At 65.0% G+C, this 16,258-nt stretch carries 13 protein-coding genes; 11 read left to right on the top strand and 2 right to left on the bottom strand.

Going from position 1 to position 16,258, the window contains the following annotated elements; genetic code table 11:
- Window positions 1-85: 85 nt before the first annotated feature.
- Window positions 86-2,623, bottom strand: coding sequence for a penicillin-binding protein 1A (locus OUZ49_RS00110; protein ID WP_266147841.1), 2,538 nt, complete (start codon window positions 2,621-2,623; stop codon window positions 86-88).
- A gap of 249 nt (window positions 2,624-2,872) precedes the next feature.
- Between OUZ49_RS00110 and OUZ49_RS00115 the strand changes: the two genes are divergently transcribed.
- The 11 genes from OUZ49_RS00115 (at window position 2,873) to OUZ49_RS00165 (ending at window position 15,421) form a co-directional block, all read left to right on the top strand.
- Window positions 2,873-3,931, top strand: a complete 1,059-nt coding sequence (locus OUZ49_RS00115; protein ID WP_266147842.1) for a pilus assembly protein PilM — start codon at window positions 2,873-2,875, stop codon at window positions 3,929-3,931.
- Window positions 3,931-4,683 carry a PilN domain-containing protein gene (locus OUZ49_RS00120; RefSeq protein ID WP_266147843.1) on the top strand — a complete coding sequence of 251 codons (753 nt, stop codon included), beginning with the start codon at window positions 3,931-3,933 and terminating at the stop codon, window positions 4,681-4,683. The genes OUZ49_RS00115 and OUZ49_RS00120 overlap by 1 nt, the downstream gene beginning before the upstream one ends.
- A complete protein-coding gene (locus tag OUZ49_RS00125) occupies window positions 4,680-5,396 on the top strand; it encodes a type IV pilus inner membrane component PilO (RefSeq protein WP_266147844.1) in 717 nt (238 codons plus the stop codon). Before OUZ49_RS00120 ends, OUZ49_RS00125 begins: the two co-directional genes overlap by 4 nt.
- Window positions 5,393-5,935 carry a pilus assembly protein PilP gene (locus tag OUZ49_RS00130; RefSeq protein ID WP_266147845.1) on the top strand — a complete coding sequence of 181 codons (543 nt, stop codon included), beginning with the start codon at window positions 5,393-5,395 and terminating at the stop codon, window positions 5,933-5,935. The genes OUZ49_RS00125 and OUZ49_RS00130 overlap by 4 nt, the downstream gene beginning before the upstream one ends.
- Before the next feature lie 56 nt (window positions 5,936-5,991).
- Window positions 5,992-8,229 carry a type IV pilus secretin PilQ gene (locus tag OUZ49_RS00135; RefSeq protein ID WP_266147846.1) on the top strand — a complete coding sequence of 746 codons (2,238 nt, stop codon included), beginning with the start codon at window positions 5,992-5,994 and terminating at the stop codon, window positions 8,227-8,229.
- Window positions 8,230-8,389: 160 nt separating this feature from the next.
- Window positions 8,390-9,385, top strand: a complete 996-nt coding sequence (locus OUZ49_RS00140) for an AAA family ATPase (protein WP_266147847.1) — start codon at window positions 8,390-8,392, stop codon at window positions 9,383-9,385.
- Between the two features lie 14 nt (window positions 9,386-9,399).
- The gene (locus tag OUZ49_RS00145; RefSeq protein WP_380005151.1) at window positions 9,400-10,314 is read left to right on the top strand and encodes a DUF58 domain-containing protein; all 915 of its coding nucleotides are present in this window, start codon (window positions 9,400-9,402) and stop codon (window positions 10,312-10,314) included.
- Complete coding sequence (locus tag OUZ49_RS00150) at window positions 10,311-10,856, top strand: DUF4381 domain-containing protein (protein ID WP_266147849.1); 546 nt, start codon at window positions 10,311-10,313, stop codon at window positions 10,854-10,856. Before OUZ49_RS00145 ends, OUZ49_RS00150 begins: the two co-directional genes overlap by 4 nt.
- Window positions 10,849-11,829, top strand: a complete 981-nt coding sequence (locus OUZ49_RS00155) for a VWA domain-containing protein (protein ID WP_266147850.1) — start codon at window positions 10,849-10,851, stop codon at window positions 11,827-11,829. The genes OUZ49_RS00150 and OUZ49_RS00155 overlap by 8 nt, the downstream gene beginning before the upstream one ends.
- Entirely contained in the window at window positions 11,826-13,727 is a 1,902-nt protein-coding gene (locus OUZ49_RS00160; RefSeq protein WP_266147851.1) for a VWA domain-containing protein, read from the top strand. Before OUZ49_RS00155 ends, OUZ49_RS00160 begins: the two co-directional genes overlap by 4 nt.
- On the top strand, window positions 13,724-15,421 hold the full coding sequence (locus OUZ49_RS00165) for a BatD family protein (protein ID WP_266147852.1): 1,698 nt from the start codon (window positions 13,724-13,726) through the stop codon (window positions 15,419-15,421). The genes OUZ49_RS00160 and OUZ49_RS00165 overlap by 4 nt, the downstream gene beginning before the upstream one ends.
- Here the strand turns inward: OUZ49_RS00165 and OUZ49_RS00170 are convergent.
- The gene (locus OUZ49_RS00170) at window positions 15,405-15,929 is read right to left on the bottom strand and encodes an O-acetyl-ADP-ribose deacetylase (protein WP_266147853.1); all 525 of its coding nucleotides are present in this window, start codon (window positions 15,927-15,929) and stop codon (window positions 15,405-15,407) included. The two genes, OUZ49_RS00165 and OUZ49_RS00170, sit on opposite strands and share 17 nt — an antisense overlap.
- Window positions 15,930-16,258 lie beyond the last annotated feature (329 nt).

The following is a 16,258-nucleotide window of genomic DNA, read 5'->3' on the forward strand; positions in this document are numbered from 1 at the left end:
CCTTTCCTCCGGCGAAGCTGGCGTTCGCTTCCGCGAACGCGGGCGGCAGGACGGGCCAGTGTGGTCGGAACCCGGCTGCCGACGATTAGAAGATGTCGTAGGCGTGCTGCTGGTCCTGATCCTCCTGCTGCTGGTTGGCCTGGTTGCGCAGGCGATCCACGTCTTCCACCTTGAAAAACTCGGGCATGCTGTTCGGCGCGCCCGCGCCGGCCGGCAAGCCGCTGGCGCGGTCTATCTGCACCGTACTGATACCGGGCGGCATCGGCAAGATGCTCGAGGGAGCGTCCTTCAGCACCGCTCCCATATAGGACATCCAGATCGGCAGGGCGGCCTTGGCGCCGAACTCACCCTTGCCGAGCGAGCTGAAGTCGTCGAAGCCCACCCACACGGTGGTGACCAGGTTGGCATTGAAGCCGGCAAACCAGGCGTCGCGATGGTCATTGGTCGAGCCCGTCTTGCCGGCCAGGTCGTCGCGTCCCAGCGCCATGGCGGCCGCGCCCGTGCCTCGCTTGATCACATCCTGCATCAGCGAAGTGACCAGGAAGTCGTTGCGCACGTCGATGACCTGGGGCGCGAGCACCGGGGCGTGCACACCCTCACCATGTGCATCTGCCGGGAGCACGGCGTCACCCACGCCAGCGACACTGCCGGAAGTGCCGGGCGCGCCGGCCGAGCTGCTGCCGGCCACGGCATTGCTTGGGCTGGCGGTGGCGCTGCTCGCCGGCGGCGGGCCGGGCGGGCGGGTATCCAGCAGGCGCTCGGCGCAGGTGCGGCAGGCGCGCGCCGGGTTCGCCTGGTAGACCGGCTTGCCGTCGCGGTCGGTGATCTCGCTGATGAAGTAAGGCGTCACCAGGTAACCACCGTTGGCGAATACGGCATAGCCGCGGGCCATGGTCATCGGCGACACCGAGGCGGTGCCCAGCGCCATCGACAGGTTGCCGGGCAGCGAGTCGAGGGTGAAACCGAAGCGAGTGATGTAATCGCGCGCAAAGCGCACGCCGATGGCGTCGAGCAGGCGCACCGAGACCAGGTTCTTGGACTGGACCAGGGCCTCACGCAGGCGGATCGGGCCGTCGAACTTGTCGTCGTCGTTGGACGGCGTCCACAGGCCGCCCGGTCGCGAGGGATCGGGCAGGGCGAGCGGCGCGTCATTGACGATCGATGCCGGGGTAAAGCCGCGCTCGAAGGCGGCCGAGTAGATGAACGGCTTGAAGCTCGAGCCCGGCTGGCGGGCCGCCATCACGGCGCGGTTGAACTTGCTGCGCAGGAAGTTGAAGCCGCCGACCAGTGCCTGCAGCGCGCCATCTTCCGGATTGACCGAGACCAGGGCGCCCTGGGCGGCCGGGATCTGGGTCAGCTGCCATTGACCCTTCTCATCGCGAAACAGGCGCACGATGTCGCCGCGCTTGAGTACGCTGGACACGCTCTTCGGGGCGGTGCCGACACGGGTGTCACTGATATAGGGATGGGCCCAGTCCATCGCTTCCAGTCCCAGCTTCACGGTTTCGCGGTTGGGTAGGAAAATGCTGGCCTCGGTGGCCGATACCGCGGTGACGAGGCCCGGATCCATGCCGGAGATATCGGTGTAGCCGGCCAGGGCCCGGTCAAAGTCCTCTGCGCTGGCGTCGGCAGCCAGGTCTTGATGGGCTTCGGGTCCGCGCCAGCCGTGGCGATGGTCGTATTCAACCAGGCCCGAGCGCATGGCGTTCACGGCGGCCTGTTGGCGGTCGCTCTGCAAGGTGGTTTTCACCACATAGCCTTCGGTGAGTGCGTCATTGCCCAGGCGGTCCAGCACCTGCAGACGCACCATTTCGGCCAGATAGGGCGCATCGAGCTCGATCGCCGGCTCATGCGGGGCGGCGTCGTTTGGCTCGGCAATCGCCTGTTCGTACTCCGCCTTGCTGATATATCGGTTTTCCAGCATCTGGCCGAGCACCCAGTTGCGGCGGGCCAGGATGCGCTTGGGGTTGTTGAGCGGATTGACTACCGAGGGCAGCTGGAAGGTCGAGGCCAGCGTGGCGGCTTCGGCAATGGTCAGCTGGTCCAGGGTCTTGCCATAGTAAAAGGACGCCGCTGCAGCCACGCCATAGGAGCGGTGACCCAGGAACATCTTGTTGAGATAGAGCTCCAGGATCTGGTCCTTGGTCAGCTCGCTCTCCATGCGCAACGCGATGAAGATTTCGGTCAGCTTGCGCGAATACAGCTTCTCGGGACTCAGGAAGAAGTTGCGCGCGACCTGCTGGGTAATCGTCGATCCGCCCGGTCCCTTATCGCCACCCGACACGATGACGTGCCAGCCGGCGCGGGCAATACCGTGCCAGTCGACGCCCGGATGGTTGTAGAAGCTCGCGTCCTCGGCGGCCAGCACGGCATGCTTGAGGCGCTCGGGCACGTCGGCGATGGCGATCGGGATGCGCCGCGTCTCACCGAAGCTTGCGATTAGCTTTCCATCGGCACTGAGCACACGCAGGGGTACCTGCATATGGTAGTCCTTGAGCACGGCTACCGAGGGCAGGCGGGGGGAGATAAGCCAGTACGCCACCCCCACGGCCGCAACGCCCAGCAGTAACCCGGTAAAGGCCAGAACGAGGATCCAGCGTACCAACCGCTTGAGAATTTGCATGATGTGGGTATTTGCGAGACGCAAGTCAAAACAAGACAGAGTATAGATGTTGCAGTATCCACGACATGAATCGAGTGCGTCTCAGCTAAGACAGGCCAATCGATGCTCTTGATCCAAGGTGTGCGTACCATCACGCGAATGTGTCGAGAAAAAGCTCGTAGGCCATTGCCAATACGTTAATTTTTGGATTTAATGCTAGTGCGTACTCGCCAGTCTAGGCGCAGGCGCCCAGGGGCAAGGGGGAAAATCGTGGGGCTCTTTACACCCAAGAAGCCGCCACTTGTTGGCGTCGACATCAGTTCGACGGCCGTCAAGTTGCTGCAGCTCAGCCAAGCCGGCGGTCGCTATCGCGTGGAACATTACGCGGTCGAGCCACTGCCCCCTAATGCCGTAGTCGAGAAAAACATCGTCGAGGTCGAGGCGGTGGGCGAGGCCATTCGGCGCGCCTTGGCGCGCTCGGGCTCCAAGCTCAAGCATGCGTCGGCGGCGGTAGCCGGGTCGGCCGTGATCACCCGCGTCATACCAATGCCGAGTGAGTTGTCCGAGGATGACCTCGAAGGCCAGATCCAGGTCGAGGCCAACCAGTACATCCCGTATCCGATCGACGAAGTCAGCCTCGACTATGAGGTGCTCGGTCCGGTCCGCGACAACCCTGAAATGAACAATGTGCTGCTCGCTGCCTCGCGCACCGAGAACGTGGACATGCGCGTGGCCGCGCTCGACCTGGGCGGGCTCTCCGCCAAGGTGGTCGATGTCGAGGCGTTCGCCATGGAGAACGCGTTCGCCATGGTGGCCGACCAGCTCAATGTCGGTCGCGACGCTCTGGTGGCCGTGGTCGACATTGGCGCCACCATGACCACGCTGTCGGTGCTGCGCAACCAGCGCACCATCTATTCGCGTGAGCAGGTGTTTGGCGGCAAGCAGCTGACCGACGAAATCATGCGCCGCTACGGCCTGTCCTATGAGGAAGCCGGCCGCGCCAAGCGCAAGGGCGGCCTGCCGGACTCCTATGAGAGCGAGGCGCTGGAGCCGTTCAAGGAGTCGCTGATCCAGCAGATCGGTCGCCTCCTGCAGTTCTTCTTTGCCGGTAGCGAATTCAGCAAGGTGGATCAGGTGGTGCTGGCAGGTGGCTGTGCCTCGATCGAAGGCATCGGTCCGATGCTCGAGGACCAGCTCGGTGTTCCCTGCGTCGTCGCCAACCCGCTGGCGCGCATGTCGTTGTCGCCACGCGTACAGGCACAGTCGCTGGCTCAGGACGCCCCCGCGTTGATGATTGCGGTAGGCCTCGCGCTGAGGAGCTTCGACTGATGGCACATATCAACCTACTTCCGTGGCGCGCAGAGCGCCGCAAGCAGCGAGAGCGCGAGTTCTTCCTGCAGCTAGGTGCTGCCCTGGTGGCGGCGATCCTGGTGCTGATGCTGTGGTCATTCTGGATGGGCGAGCGCGTCGACAACCAGAACGACCGCAACGCCTATTTGCAGGGCGAGATCAAGCAGCTGGACGAGCGCATCGTCAAGATCAAGGATCTGGAGAAGGTGCGTGAGCGACTGCTGGCGCGCAAGCAGATCATCGAGCAACTGCAGGCCAATCGCTCGCAGATGGTGCATCTGTTCGATGAGCTGGTAAGGACGATTCCGGCCAGCGCGCGCCTGGGTGGCCTCAAGCAAAGCGGTGACTCGCTGACCCTCGACGGTGTCGCGCAGTCCAATGCCAGCGTGGCGGAGTACATGCGCAATATCGAGGCTTCGCCGTGGATGGGGCATGCCGATCTGCGCAAGACCGAGAACACGCACGCTGGCGACACGCGGATGCCCTATAACTTCGGGCTGGACGTCGCGCTGAGCCGACCCAAGTCCGACGAGAACGGTGAAGTCTCCGACGACGATCAGGCGCCCATCCTGCCAACCGCCAAGCCCGCAGCGGCGGCTGGCGCCACGGCTACGCCAGCGGCTCCTGCTCCGGCCGCAGCCACCCAGCCAAGCAAGCCGGCGGCGGCGAGCAGTGTCTCCGCGGGGGCCAAGCCCACGAGCCCGGCAGGTAATGGAGGAGCCAAGTCATGAAGTTCCTCAGCGACCTGCAAAACCTAGATCGCAACAATATTGGCGGCTGGCCGCAGTCGATCAAGGTGTTCTTTACCGCCTTGGTATTCGTCGTGGTGGTGTTCCTGGGCTGGTACCTGTACGTCAGCGACCAGCAGACGACGCTCGAACAGCTGGTAGGCAAGGAAGACCAGCTCAAGCAGGAGTTCTCGCAGAAGCAGGCCAAGTCGGTCAATCTCGAGGCTTTGCAGCAGCAGCTCGACGAGATGCAGGACATGCTGCGCCAGTTGCTGCGCCAGCTGCCCAGCAAGACCGAAATGCCGGAACTGCTGGTTGATATTTCCCAGACCGCGCTGTCGGCAGGCCTGGAAACCGAGCTGTTCCAGCCGGGACCGGAGTCGCCGAAGGACTTCTACGCGGAGAAGCCGATCACGCTGCGCATGGTGGGTACGTATCACCAGTTCGGCACCTTTATCAGTGGCGTGGCATCGCTGCCGCGCGTGGTGATCCTGACCCTGCACGACGTGTCGCTGACGCCGAAGAATGCGCCCGCCGCCGCCGGCAAGCCAGGCGCGCCCGCCAGCGCGGCACCTCCGGGTGGCTTGCTTGTGCTGCAAGGCACGGTAAAGACCTATCGCTATCTGGAAGATGACGAGAGTGCCGAGGCCAAGGCAGCCAATGCCAAGTCAGCCGGGGGCAAAACACAGGCTGCTAAGACTGGGGGGCAGAAATGAGCAAGTTGACTGCCATCCGGTCCGTCCGGGCGACGCGCGTGCTGCTGGTGCTCGGTGCCTTGCTGGTGCTCGCCGGTTGCACCCGCGGTACCTCCGATCTGCGCGACTGGGTCGACCAGGAAAAGCACAAGAAGGGAGCGCCGATTCCGCCGCTGCCCGTCATCAAGACCTTCGAAACCTTTCAGTACAACGATCAGGGTCGCCGTGATCCGTTCAGTCCGAGCACGGTCGAGCTGCAGCAAAACAACGCCAACAGCGGCCCGCGCCCGGACGAGAACCGTTCCAAGGAGCCGTTGGAAATGTTTGCGCTGGACAGCCTGAAGATGGTCGGCACGGTGGGAGGGGGCACGGGCATGGAAGTGCTCGTGAAGGATCCCGGTGGGGTGATTCACCGTGTCCATCGCAACGAATACATGGGCCAGAACTACGGTCGGATCACCGCCATCAGCGATGACCATATCGACCTGGTAGAGCTGGTTTCCAACGGAAATGGTGGCTGGATGGAACGTCCTGCCAGCATCGCGCTCAGCGAGAAATGAGAAATACAGGGGCTGATGCAATGACCAACCAAATCAAACCTGTTCGGGGCCGTGTCATGCGCCAGGCAAGCCGCTTTGTGATCGTGGGCCTGCTGACGCTCGGTGCCGCCTGGTCGAACGTGGCCGCTGCCGCCACCAGTACCCTGAAGGAGATCAGCTACGACATGCTGCCGGGTGGCCGCGTCGAGCTGCATCTCAACTTCGCGCAAGGGCCGGTGCCGGAGCCTAAGATCTTCACCACCGGCAACCCGCCGCGCATCGCTGTCGACTTCGCCGACACCGACAACGCGGCACCGCGCCATATCGATATCAACAAGGGTTCCACCACCGGCGTGTCCGCCGTGTCGGCCGGGGGGCGTACCCGCGTCGTGGTGGAATTGGTGCGCGAATCGACTTATCGCTCGCGCGTCGAGGGCAATAGCCTCGTACTGACCGTGAATAACGGTACGGAGGCGGCTACCACCACGACCGCAGCCACCATCGATCCGTCCAAGGCGCTGCCGTCGGCGATGAATGGACCCTCGGTGTCGAATATCGACTTCCGTCGCGGCCCGAACGGCGAAGGCCGCATCCTGATCGACTTCAGCGGCGCGGGCGCCAATGCCGACATGAAGACCCAGGGTGACAAGGTGGTGGTCGAACTCGGCCAGGTGACCTTGCCGTCCAACCTCGCGCAACGGCTGGATGTGCTCGACTTCGCCACGCCCGTGCAGTCCATCGTGACCAAGGCCGGTGTGCGCGGCGGTGCGCGCATGGAGATCGCCGTGAAGGGCCCGATCGATGCATCGGCCTACCAGAGCGGCAACCAGTACGTGGTCGAGATTGCGGCCAAGAAGAAGGATCCGAAGGCTGCGGACGGCAAGCTGGCCAAGGGTCAGGACCCCGTCTACAACGGCAATCGCGTCACTTTCAACTTCCAGGACATCCCGGTGCGCTCGGCCCTGCAATTGCTCGCCGACATCTCGGGCCTGAACCTGGTGGCGTCCGACACGGTGGGTGGCAGCGTCACGCTGCGGCTGGTCAACGTGCCATGGGACCAGGCGCTCGATGTGGTGCTGCGCGCCAAGAGCCTGGACAAGCGCCGCAACGGCAATGTGATCTGGATTGCGCCGCAGGAGGAGCTGGCCAAGTACGAGCAGAACATTGCCGATGCCCGCCTGAAGGCGGAAGACAATGCCGAGCTGGTCACCGACTATGTGCCGATCAGCTATGGCAAGGCCAAGGACATCGCCAAGCTCCTGACCACCGGCAGCATGCAGTCTGGTAGCGGTGGCGGTGGCAGCAGCGGTAGTACATCGCACGGCTTCCTGTCCTCGCGCGGCAGCGTCTCGTTCGACGAGCGCACCAATACCCTGCTGATCAACGACAACCCGCAGAAGATCCGTGAGCTGCGTGAGCTGATCGCCGTGCTCGACAAGCCGGTGCAGCAGGTGCTGATCGAGTCGCGCATCGTGATCGCCACCGACAACTTCACCCGTGACCTCGGCGTGAAGTGGGGCGTGCAGGCCACTCGCACTCTTCCAGGCGGCAATGTAATTTCGACCAATCCGACGGGTGACGGCGCCGTTTCCTTGGCTCAAAGCCAGCACAATGCCAATGTCACCAATGCGGTCAATGCGGCCAACTGTCTGCTGACCCCCTGTACCACCGTGCCGACACCACCGACGGTCACCTACCCGGGTGGTTCGAACGTCAACCTGCCCGTGACCAGTCCTGCCGGCTCGCTCGGCCTGGCGATCCTGGGCAAGAACTTCCTGGTCGACCTGGAGCTTTCGGCTGCCCAGACCGAGGGACGTGGCGAGGTCATCTCCAGTCCTCGCGTGATCACCTCCAACCAGCAGGAGGCGGTGATTCGCCAGGGTCAGGAAATCGGCTATGTGACGTTCCAGAACAGCGCCACCGGTGCGGCCGGTAGTGGCACCGCGACGGTGCAGTTCAAGGACGCCGTGCTGGAGCTGAAGGTGACGCCGACCATCACGGCCGACAATCGTGTCTACCTGATGATCAACGTGAAGAAGGACGCACTGAACTCGTTCATCACCGTGCCCGGCAGCGGCCAGGTTCCGCAGATCGACACCCGCGAAATCAATACATCGGTGCTGGTGGACAACGGTCAGACCGTGGTGCTCGGTGGCATCTATGAAATCACCAAGCAGAACACCGCGACCAAGGTGCCTGGGCTGGGCGATATCCCGGGTATCGGCTTCCTGTTCCGCAGCACCTCGCGTGAAAGCGACAAGGCGGAGCTGTTGATCTTCGTGACGCCGCGCATCCTCAGCGATAGCCTGCAATAAGCGCGGTTACATGGCGATTCGGAAAGGGCGGCCTCGGCCGCCCTTTTTTCGTTGTGACCCGGGCGCACCGCGTGCTGGCGCCACCAGCCAAAAGTCATGGGTACTAAACTTCTCCGTCGGTTTAAGGTCTGTAACCGCGCAACCTTTGATGGAACACCCGATGGACATGCCCCAAGCCCAGCCTGCATCCCGCTTGCAGCAGGCGTTTCTACGTGTACGTGACGAGCTGCAGCGCAGCGTCATCGGCCAGCCGCACCTCATTGACTGCCTGCTGGTGGCGCTGCTGGCCGACGGCCACTTGCTCGTCGAGGGCGCGCCCGGCCTGGCCAAGACCACCGCGGTAAAGGCGCTGGCAGGTTGCATCGAGGCGGATTTCCATCGCGTCCAGTTCACGCCGGATCTGCTGCCCGCGGATCTCACTGGCACCGATATCTTTCGTCCGCAGTCCGGCAGCTTCGAGTTCGAGCGAGGCCCGCTGTTTCACAACATCGTGTTGGCCGACGAAATCAATCGCGCACCGGCAAAGGTGCAGTCGGCCTTGCTGGAAGCCATGGCCGAGCGCCAGATCACGGTGGGCCGCAGTACCTGGCACCTGCCCGAGCTGTTCATGGTGATGGCGACGCAGAATCCGATCGAGCAGGAGGGCACCTTCGCGCTGCCCGAGGCACAGCTCGACCGCTTCGTCATGCACGTGACCATCGGTTATCCGGATGCCGCTTCCGAGCTGGCGATCCTCAAGCTGGCGCGCGACCAGGCACGCCGCAGCCTGCATCCGGTGCCCGCGTCACGCCCGGCCCTGAGCCAGGCCGACGTGTTCGAGGCACGCGACGCCGTGCTGGCCGTGCACATGGCGCCGGCGCTGGAGGAGTATCTGGCGCAACTGGTGCTGGCTACGCGCAATGCGGCTGCCTATGGGCCTGAGCTCAAGCGCTGGATTGCCTGGGGTGCGAGTCCACGTGGCACCATCGCGCTGGATCGCTGCGCCCGTGCCCACGCCTGGCTGGCCGGTCGTGACTACGCCTTGCCCGAAGACGTGCATGCCATTGCCCATGAAGTGCTTCGCCACCGCGTCTTGCTCAGCTATGAGGCAGAGGCCGAGGGCGTGCGCAGTGATCAGGTCATCAAGCGCGTGCTGGACATCGTGCCGCTGCCGTGAGCGCTGTCGTGAATATGCCATTGGAGGCCGACGGTCGCACCCGCGTTCGACTGTCGGAACTGGTTGCACTGCGCGCGCGCGTGGCGAAGGCCGCCTTGCCGCGGCTGGAAAGCCGGGCCATGCGCGCGGGGCAGCAGTCCAGCCGTCTATACGGCCGTGGCATGGACTATGCCGAGTCCCGCGTGTATCAGCCGGGCGACGACGTGCGCCGACTCGATTGGCGTTTGACCGCCCGCAGCGGACGGCTGCATACCAAGCTGTTCCAGGAGGAGCGCGAAGGGCGCCTGCTGATCCTGCTGGATACGCACGAAAGCATGCGTTTTGGCACGCGTGCGCGCTTCAAATCGGTGCAGGCCGCCCGGGCCGCGGCGCTTGCCGCCTGGTACGCGGTGCGCGCCGGGGAGCGCGTCGGGCTGATGGAGTTCGGCGGCGGTGATCGCTTGCTGCGTCCCCAGTCGGGTCCGCGAGGAGCACTGGCCGTCTGCGGCGCACTGGCCGAGTGGGATGGCGCGCGCGCGCGATCGCAGGGCGAACCGTTGTCGGATGCGCTGCTGCGTGCGTCCCGCCTCATGCATGGTGCCAATCGCGTCCTATTGATCAGTGATGGACTCAGCTGTGACGAGGCGGCACATGGCCGTCTGCTCGACCTCACAAGGAAGGCAGGGCTGCGTGTACTAGTGGTGGCGGATGCGCTCGAACTGTCCATGCCGGCGCCAGGCCGCTACCCCCTCGAGCATGCAGGCGAGCGTCGGGAGGTGGTTTTGCTCGGTGAACGCCAGCGCCGCGAATTCCAGCAGTTGCTGGGAGCGGGACAGGCGCGTTTGAACGAACAGGCGCAACGACTGGGACTGCCTCATCGTACGATCGATACGGCGAGCGACCCGGTCGATGCCGTCATCGCCTTGCTGGCACCAGGGGTGCGCCGATGATGGCCGCGCCTGGCCATGCGCCGGTGGAAGCAGGTCCCGTGCTGCGTGACATTCACCTGCCGCGCGATCCTTCCTGGTGGCCGCCCGCGCCCGGCTGGTGGATGCTTGCGCTCCTGCTGCTGGCAGCAGGCTCGATAGCTGCCTGGTGGTGGCTGCACCGTTACCGGCGCCATGCGATTGAGCGAGCCGTGTTGGCAGAAGTGGACCTGCTGGCGAAGCAATGGAACGGTCAGTCCCAGCGACTCGCCGCCGGCTTGCACCAGCTGCTGCGTCGTGGCGCGCTGCGTTATGACAGCGGGGCCGCCCGCGCACACGGCAATGACTGGCGCCGTATCCTGGCCGTCGTGTCCGATGACCAGGCCATGTTGGCGCAACTGACGCTACTCGATTCGGCCATGTATCGACCGGATGCCGCGTTCGACCAGGATGCCGCCGTGGCGGCTACGCGGCAGTGGTTGCTGATGGCATGGCGCCATCGGCCGATCCGCAAGGCTTCGTCCGCGACGCCGCTGTCCCCGCCGGTGGAGTCCAGTCATGCCTGAGTTCGCTTGGCCGTGGGTATTCCTGTTGCTGCCGTTGCCATGGCTGCTGCGTCGCTGGTTGCGCCCGGCCCAGCCGGGACAGGCGTTGCACTTGCCTCATCCAGGCCTGCATCTGGCGGCCGCCGAGCGGAGCCAGGAAGGCGGCGCCCGCTTCTGGCTTTTATTGCTGGCGTGGCTTTGCCTGCTCGTGGCCGCGGCGCGCCCGCAGTGGGTAGGCCCGCCGCAAGCACAGCAGCGCAGTGGACGGGCCTTGATGCTGGCGGTGGATCTGTCCGGAAGCATGCGCACCGACGATATGCAGCTCGGCGGTCAGCCGGTCAGTCGGTTTGGGGCCGTCGAGGCGATCGCCGGCGATTTCATTTCGCGTCGTAGCGGCGATGAAATGGGGCTCATCGTGTTTGGCAGTCGCGCGTTCCTGGTGACGCCATTGACCTACGACCTGAATGCGGTGCGTGCCCAACTCCAGGGCGCGGCCGTGGGCCTGGCAGGCACCGAGACCGCCATTGGCGATGCGATCGCGGTGGCAGTGAAGCGGCTGGCAAGCCTGCCCGAGCAGGCCCGCGTGGTGGTGTTGCTCACCGATGGCGTGAACAATGCCGGCAGCATCGCGCCGCTGGACGCAGCACATGCTGCCAAGGCGGCGGGCGTGCGCATCTATACGATCGGCATTGGCGCGACCGAAATGCGCGTTCCCGACTTTTTTGGATCGCGCACGATCAACCCGTCGGCGGATCTCGACGAGGGCATGTTGCGTTCAATGGCCTCCCAGACCGGAGGGCGTTATTTCCGTGCCACTGATTCAGGGCAATTAGCCGATGCCTATCGCGCCATCGATGCCCTGGAGCCGATGCCACAGCAGGGGCCGACGCTGCGACCACGCCACGAACTGTTCCCGTGGCCTCTCGCCCTGGCCACGCTCGCATGGCTGCTTGCGCTGGCGCCGCGCGCGCGCCGCGTCGAGGTGCTGGCATGACCGAGGCATGGCAGCAGTTTCATTTCTTGCGACCCTGGTGGCTGCTGGCGCTGTTGGCGCTGCCGCCACTGCTGATGTTGGCGACGCGGCGGAGCGTGGGGCGCGAGGCATTGGCCTCCCTGGTCGATGCCGAATTGCTCCCGCATCTGCTGCAAGGTCGTGAACGCAGTCAGAAGCTACCGTACGTATTGCTAGCGCTGGGCTGGACGCTGTGCGCCTTGGCCATGGCCGGCCCGACCTGGAGCCGCGTCGCGCAACCGCTGTTTGCACAGCGTGCGGCCCAGGTGGTTGCCTTGTCGCTGTCCCAGCACATGCTGGCGCGTGATGTGGCGCCAAGCCGTCTCGATCGCGCCCGTTACAAGGTGCGCGACCTGTTTGCTGCCAATCACGATGGGCTCAATGGGCTGCTCGCGTATGCGGGGGAAGCGTTCGTGGTGGCGCCGCTGACCACGGACGCGGGCAGCCTCAATGATCTGCTCGACGCGCTGGCGCCCGACACGATGCCGGCCGACGGCGACAATGCGACGCAGGCCATCGAGCGTGGCGTGGCCTTGATGCGCGATGCCAAGGCCGGCGGTGGTTCGCTGGTGCTGGTTACTGACAGCGCCGATGCTTCAGCACGGGAAGCTGCACGCAAGGCATTGAGCGAGGGTGTGCGTGTCTCGGTGCTCGGCGTCGGCACGTCGCAGGGCGGCCCGGTGCCCTTGGCGGACGACAGCTTCTTGCGTGATGCGCAAGGTGGCCTGAGCATGGCGCGTCGCGACGACGATGCGTTGCGCGCGCTTGCCGCCGCGGGTGGTGGTCGCTATGCGCCGATGAGCGACGGTCGCAATGACATCGATGCCTTGCGCGGCGAATTGCATGTAGCTGGGGCGGCAACCGTGGCGGCCGACCAGCATGGCGACGAATGGCAGGATCGCGGACCCTGGTTGCTGCTGCCGCTGCTGCTCTTGCTCGCGATGGCGTTTCGGCGCGGCTGGCTGATGCTGCTTCCGCTGGTGGTATTGCCCTGTTTCCCCGATGTCGCCCATGCCGGTGCGTGGAGCGACCTGTGGCGGCGGCCCGACCAGCAGGCCGCCGCGGCGCTCAGCCAGGGTAGGGCGAAGGAGGCCGAGCAGCTGGCACGCGATCCGGCCTGGCGTGGAGCCGCCGCCTATCGCGCCGGTGACTACGCTGCAGCCAGCACCGCGTTGAAGCATTCGTCTGGCACGGACGCGCCGTACAACCTGGGCAATGCCCTGGCCAAGCAAGGTGATTATCAGGGCGCGCTGGACGCCTACGATCAAGCGCTGAAGTTGGCCCCGACCAACGCAGATGCGCTGGCGAACCGTAAGGCCGTCGAGGACTGGCTGCATCGCCAGCAGCAAGAACAGTCCCGCGACAAAGGTGCGCGCAACGACAAGAACAAGTCGGGGCAGGGCAAGCAGAACACGCCGTCGGACGACGCACAAAACCAGAGCGGACAGCAGCACGAGCGTGCCGACCAGGACCATGGCGAAGGCAAACCTGGGCAGGATGCAAAAGGTGACTCCCGCGATGCCGACAAGGACAAGGGCGACCAGAAGCAGGATCAGGCCAAGCCAGCGGACGAGTCATCCCAGACCAAGCCGCTGACGCCACAGGAACAGGCCGAGCAACACGCGCGTGAACAACAGGCGCAACAAGCGCTGCAAAAGCAGATGGACAAGGCCCTCGGAAAACCGGGGCAGGAACAGCGGCCGGCTACGCATGAGCTGGGTGCGGTATCCGCGGATGACCCGCAATCCAAGCTTCCTGCCGATGTTCGGCAAGCGCTGCAGCGCGTACCCGACGATCCGGGCGCGCTGTTGCGGCGCAAGTTCGATCTTGAATACCGGCAGCGCCACGGCACTGCACCACTGGAGGACGACTCGCCGTGAAGTTGCGTCATTTGCTCGCCCTGCTGTGGTTGGTCGCCTGCCTGCTTCCCATCGCGTCGCGCGCGGCCGAGGTGCAGGCCACGCTGGACCGGGCGCGCGTGGAGCTGGGCGAAACCGTGACGCTGAATTTGCGCGCCGACGGTGGCGGCCTGGTCCAGGTGCCGGACCTGAGTGTCCTGGCGCGTGACTTTGCCGTGCTGGGGACATCCAGCAACTCCAGCGTCAGCATCGTCAATGGCAACCGCACGGCGCAGGTCGTCGTTGGCGTGGCGTTGCGCCCATTGCATGAGGGCACGCTGAAGATTCCGTCCTTCTCGTTTGCCGGTGGTACGACGGCGCCGTTGACGCTGGAAGTCGTGGCGCCCGATCCGTCAGCCGCCGCATCCGGCCATAAAGACGTCTTTCTGGAAGCTACGGTTGACCCGGCGAGTGGCTATGTCGGGCAGCAGCTGGTCTATACCATGCGCCTGTATTTCGTGGCGAACCTGACCAACGGCGCTTTGGAGGATCCCCAGTTGGCCGGTGTGGACGTGCGGCCCCTGGGAGGCGAGACGAACTACCAGGCCGAGCGCGCTGGACGGCGCTACAACGTCGTCGAGCGCCGATACGCGCTTATGCCGCAGCGCGAAGGCCACCTGGTGATTCCGCCCGTCGCCTTCCAGGGCGACATGGTGAATCTGGCCGACCCCGATGCGTTCTTCGGCAATGCCACGCCGGTGTCCGCATCGTCGCCCCCGGTTGGCATCGACATACGGCCGGCGCCCGCCGGGGCCGCGCGCAGCGCGTGGCTACCGGCACGTGAGTTGACCCTGACCCTGGATGGCGGACCCGCACAAGGCGAACTTCGCGTTGGCCAGCCGCTGAACCTGGTGATGAGCCTGCAGGCCACGGGCCTGCCCTACGAGGCATTGCCGGCACTGAGTCTGCCCACGCTGGATGGCGCCACCGTATATCCGGACAAGCCTGTCAACGGCACGCGCGTGGACGGCCAGTGGATCGTCGGCCGTCGCCAGCAGGGCTTCGCCATCGTGCCCAATCGTGCTGGCACGTTGACGATTCCCGAAACCACGCTCACCTGGTGGAACGTGGTGTCCGATCATGCCGAGGTGGCGCGCATTCCGGCGCAGAGTCTCACGGTATTGCCTGCCACGGGCCCTGTGGCATCGCCTCCGACCCATGCCGCGCAGCCATCACCGACCCCGGTGACGCCGGCTCCGTCGGTGGTCTCCATAACTCCCACGACGCCCTGGCGTTGGATCGCACTGGGCAGCTTCGGCCTGTGGCTGGTCAGCGTGATCGGCTGGCTGTGGTGGCGGCGTCGACGCCTGCGGGCCCCCAGCGAGCACGCGCGGAGCGCTGCGGCGAAGGTGACACCTGCGCAGCTGCACTCGGCTTTCCTGGATGCTGCCCGCAGTGGCGATGCGGCAACACAAGCCGCAGCTCTGCTGGCCTGGGCACGGGCCGAGCGCCCGGTTTTGCAGAATCTGGGCGAGCTGTCCCTGGCCCTGGCAGCGGACAGCCAGCGTGAGAGTATTGCCGCCCTGCAGCGCCAGCACTACGCAGGCGTGGACGAGTCGGGGGTGGGAGAGCGACTGGCCAAGGCTTTCCGCGATGGCTTCGCGTGGCGCCAGGACGAGCAGGCCATCAACGCGTCACCGCTGCCGCCGCTGTACCCGTTCAACCTGCATCGTTGAGTGCGGCCTGCCAGATCGACGCCATCGACGGGCTGAAGCAGCACACCAACACGCGGATGGGAGCGATGCCCTCTTGTGCAACGCGAAGGTTCCGCAAGGCGAGGGGTGCGGCCAGCTCGGGTGGGTAGCCGTAGATGCCGCAGCTGATGGCCGGGAAGGCGATGGACTCGACCGCGTGCTCGATCGCCAGCGCCATGCTTTGCTGGTAGCAGCTTGCCAGCAGCGAAGCTTCGTCATGGGCGCCACCGCGCCAGACCGGGCCCACCGTGTGGATGACATAGCGTGCCGGAAGATTGAAGCCTGGCGTGAGGCGGGCTTCTCCGGTAGGGCAGCGCACGCCAGGTTGTACTTGCGGCAATCCGCGACAGGCTTCCAGCAACGCCGGCCCCGCGGCGCGGTGAATGGCGCCATCGACGCCACCGCCGCCCAACAGACTGGTGTTGGCGGCATTCACAATGGCATCCACGTCGAGCCGGGTAATGTCGGCAGTGACGATTTCGATAGACATAAGGCGTGGTTTCGTGGGAATTTTCAGCCCATGCTTAAGGCAACACTGATTAAGTCTCGCCGTCGTCACCGCCCCTGTCTGCCCGCAGATCGTTGGGGCGTCGGCGAAGGCAGACTGGCCGTCTGTCGAGCCGGCGGACCGGCGAGCTGGGGGCAGACAGGGGCGGCCCCTCATATGATTTCAAAGGTTTGGGTGATGCCTGGAAGGCCCGCAGACGAAGACGCGCGGCTTGGCAAGACGGCCAGTCTTCCCGGCGCCGCGCGCCTTCCCCTGCGAACCTTCCAGGCATCATGACGACGGCGAGACTTAATCAGTGTTGCCTTAAGCTT

Origin of the sequence: Dyella halodurans (assembly GCF_026283925.1) — a bacterium.
GTDB lineage: Bacteria > Pseudomonadota > Gammaproteobacteria > Xanthomonadales > Rhodanobacteraceae > Dyella > Dyella halodurans.

What these genes read in the sequence shown, in the direction of transcription:
- OUZ49_RS00150 (WP_266147849.1), top strand. Translation starts at nt 10,311, where the DNA reads ATGATGGCCGCGCCTGGCCATGCGCCGGTGGAAGCAGGTCCCGTGCTG.
- OUZ49_RS00160 (WP_266147851.1), top strand. Translation starts at nt 11,826, where the DNA reads ATGACCGAGGCATGGCAGCAGTTTCATTTCTTGCGACCCTGGTGGCTG.
- OUZ49_RS00135 (WP_266147846.1), top strand. Translation starts at nt 5,992, where the DNA reads ATGCGCCAGGCAAGCCGCTTTGTGATCGTGGGCCTGCTGACGCTCGGT.
- OUZ49_RS00120 (WP_266147843.1), top strand. Translation starts at nt 3,931, where the DNA reads ATGGCACATATCAACCTACTTCCGTGGCGCGCAGAGCGCCGCAAGCAG.
- OUZ49_RS00170 (WP_266147853.1), bottom strand. Translation starts at nt 15,929, where the DNA reads ATGTCTATCGAAATCGTCACTGCCGACATTACCCGGCTCGACGTGGAT.
- OUZ49_RS00125 (WP_266147844.1), top strand. Translation starts at nt 4,680, where the DNA reads ATGAAGTTCCTCAGCGACCTGCAAAACCTAGATCGCAACAATATTGGC.
- OUZ49_RS00130 (WP_266147845.1), top strand. Translation starts at nt 5,393, where the DNA reads ATGAGCAAGTTGACTGCCATCCGGTCCGTCCGGGCGACGCGCGTGCTG.
- OUZ49_RS00155 (WP_266147850.1), top strand. Translation starts at nt 10,849, where the DNA reads ATGCCTGAGTTCGCTTGGCCGTGGGTATTCCTGTTGCTGCCGTTGCCA.
- OUZ49_RS00140 (WP_266147847.1), top strand. Translation starts at nt 8,390, where the DNA reads ATGGACATGCCCCAAGCCCAGCCTGCATCCCGCTTGCAGCAGGCGTTT.
- OUZ49_RS00110 (WP_266147841.1), bottom strand. Translation starts at nt 2,623, where the DNA reads ATGCAAATTCTCAAGCGGTTGGTACGCTGGATCCTCGTTCTGGCCTTT.
- OUZ49_RS00145 (WP_380005151.1), top strand. Translation starts at nt 9,400, where the DNA reads ATGCCATTGGAGGCCGACGGTCGCACCCGCGTTCGACTGTCGGAACTG.